Genomic DNA, 2731 nt, shown 5'->3' with positions numbered 1-2731 from the left:
GCACCTCAGGATGAGGTGGGTGGGGGGACGTCACGCTCGCCGAGCTCTCAGGCCCGCCGAGCTGCCGCGCCAGCGCCTCCGCATCCCAGCCGAGGCCGCAGAGCCGCGGGCTCGCCCCGGCGAAGCTCGCGGCAGCCAGCACGGCGTCGGCGGAAGACAGGATCGCCACGATGCCGATCCCGCCATCGGGCAGGCCGTGCTCGGCCTCGTGGACGGCGAGGCGGCTCCCGAGATGGGCGATTTCGCGCCCGTGGCGCACCGGCAGCACGATCGCGTCCGGCCTGAAGCGGACCGTTCCGGCGAGACAGGTATCGAGATCGGGCGCGTCGATCCCCTCGACGCGGAGCAGAATCCGGGGGGTGCCCCCACCCGTCATTGCGAGCGAAGCGACGAAATCCGGGGCCACATCCGCAACGTCGGCGTGTTTGCCCTGGATTGCTTCGCCTGCGGCTCGCAATGACGCGGAAACGGTGCGCCCGTCGAGCACGACCGCCTCGGCGGCCCCATCGTCCAGTCCGGCGCCCGGCGCGATCAGGTAGGCCCGCACGCTGCCTCCCCCCAAAAACTGTCTTCCAAACGGGACGCCGTTCGGCCGGCAACCTTCAAGCTTCCTTTACCATGAAGGCACGAAAGTCCGTTGTGCGGCGCCGCGTTAGGCCGCCCAAGCCGGTCACCCATGTTCCTGTTCACCAACGCCCCCGTCGGCACCCGCGAGACCGGCTCGAATACCGGCGGCGGACGCACGGTCACCGGGACGGCGAGCACGGCGAACGGAACGGTGGTCGATGCGATCCGCAGCGGCGCCGAATCCACCGGCGTCGGATTCGACTACCTGCTGGCCACCGCCAAGCGCGAATCGGGGCTCGACCCGAGCGCCAAGGCCGCGACCTCCTCGGCGAGCGGGTTGTTTCAATTCATCGAGCAGACCTGGCTCGGCACCATGAAGACGACCGGGGCGAAGCTCGGCCTGTCCTCCTATGCCGACGCCATCACCGCGCGCTCCGACGGCACCTACTCCGTCTCCGACGCGGCGACGAAACAGGCGATCCTTGACCTGCGCCGCGATCCGCGCGTCGCCTCGGCGATGGCCGGCGCGCTGACCCAGCGTAACCGCGAGGCGCTCGGCGCGTCGCTCGGGCGGGAGCCGACCAGCGGCGACCTCTACGCCGCCCACGTGCTCGGTGCGAAGGGCGCCACCACCCTGATCGGCTCGGTGCAGGCGAGCCCGGCGCGCGCCGCCGCCAGCGACCTGCCGGAGGCGGCGGCCTCGAACCGCAACCTGTTCTACGACAAGGCGGGGCGGGCGCGCGGCTCGGCCGAGCTCTACGCGATGCTCTCCACCAGCACCGCCGGCGGCCAGACGGCGATGGCCGGAACCGCGAACGTCCCCGAGACCGCCACCACCTACGCCTCCCTCGACGACGGCCTGCGCAACCTGTTCCAGACCGACAAGCGCCAGGGCGCGGTCTCGGCGGGCGTGGCGCGGCTCTGGCAGAATCGCGGATCGAGCGCCGAGGCGCGCAGCGCACCGAGCTATTTCCCGCGCTCCGATGCGGCCCAGGATTCCGCCGCGGCCGATCCCGAGACCACGGGTTCGATCGGCGCGATCGGCTCCGCCAGCGCCGCCGCCACCGGGACGGCCGCGCCGATCCTGATTCCGCTGCCGCCGCGCCGACCGGCCTCGTTCCAGTTGCCGAAGGTCGTCACGGCGCAGGCCTCCGTGGCGGCGGCCGTACCGGCTGCGACCGCCGCGCCGGGCGAGACCGATCTCAAGACGGAAGCCGTGCCCAAGGCGCGCTCCGGCATCCTCGACCTGTTCTCCTCCCTCGGATTCCGGAACGGCCCATGACGCTTCGCCAGTTCCTCCTCGCGACCCAGACGGCTCCCGCCGAGCGCCGCGCCGAAGCCGCCGCCGCGCTGGCGCGGGCCTATTGCCACGGCAGCCTCGCCCCCGAGGCGGCCTGGGAGGCCAAGACCGCGCTGCTCGGCCTCCTCGACGACGGCTCGACCCTGGTGCGCCGGGCGCTCGCCGAGGCCTGCGCCTCCTCCGATACGGCGCCGCGCCCGCTCATCGTGGCCCTCGCCTCCGATCAGCCCGAGATCGCCTGCCTCGTGCTCGCCCGCTCGCCGGTGCTGATGGATGCCGACCTCGTCGACTGCGCCGCGATCGGCTGCGAGACCACGCGTGCGGCGGTCGCCGGCCGTGCCGATGTCTCGAAGCCCGTGGCGGCGGCGCTCGCCGAGGTTGCCGGCGCGCCGTCCCTCACCGTGCTCGCGCGCAACCGCCATGCCGAGATCGGCACCGCCGCGCTGCTGCGCATGGTCGAGCGCCATGGGCACGACGCCCTGCTGCGCGAGGCGCTGCTCGCCCGGCCCGGCCTCGGCATCGAGGTGCGCCACGCCATCGCCGCGCGGGTCGCCGAAGCGCTCTCCTCCTTCGGGCTCGCCAGCGGCTGGCTCAACCGCGAGCGCGGCGAGCGGGTCAACCGCGAGGCGCGCGACTGCGCCGCCCTCTCGCTCGGCGACGAGGCCGGCGAGAGCGGGCTGGCGCGGCTGGTCGCGCATCTCAGGGGACAGGGCCAGCTCAATGCCGGGCTGATCCTGCGGGCCATCCTGTCGCTGCGGATGCCGTTCGCGGAAGCCGCGCTCGCCGACCTGTCGGGCCTGAGCCGGGCGCGGGTCGCCGGGCTGATGTTCGAGCCGCGCGGCGCGGGCTTCGCCGCCCTCCACC

The 2731-nt window shown here is 73.5% G+C and carries 2 protein-coding genes and 1 pseudogene; 2 read left to right on the top strand and 1 reads right to left on the bottom strand.

Annotation, left to right across the window (positions count from 1 at the left end; all coding sequences use genetic code 11):
* Positions 1 to 547: pseudogene (locus FV217_RS22110) on the bottom strand (hypothetical protein); the annotation flags it as partial.
* Positions 548 to 676: 129 nt separating this feature from the next.
* On the opposite strand from FV217_RS22110, the gene FV217_RS22105 reads away from it, so the two are divergent.
* Both FV217_RS22105 and FV217_RS22100 read left to right on the top strand, forming a co-directional pair.
* Entirely contained in the window at positions 677 to 1849 is a 1173-nt protein-coding gene (locus tag FV217_RS22105; RefSeq protein ID WP_147821771.1) for a lytic transglycosylase domain-containing protein, read from the top strand.
* Positions 1846 to 2731 (top strand): DUF2336 domain-containing protein (locus tag FV217_RS22100; RefSeq protein WP_147821769.1); only part of this gene is annotated, 886 nt, incomplete at its 3' end. The genes FV217_RS22105 and FV217_RS22100, both read left to right, overlap by 4 nt.

The sequence above is a fragment of the Methylobacterium sp. WL9 genome (assembly GCF_008040035.1).
GTDB classification, from domain to species: domain Bacteria; phylum Pseudomonadota; class Alphaproteobacteria; order Rhizobiales; family Beijerinckiaceae; genus Methylobacterium; species Methylobacterium thuringiense.
Note: the sequence above shows the minus strand (reverse complement) of the source record. Positions and strands in the feature narration are given on the sequence as shown.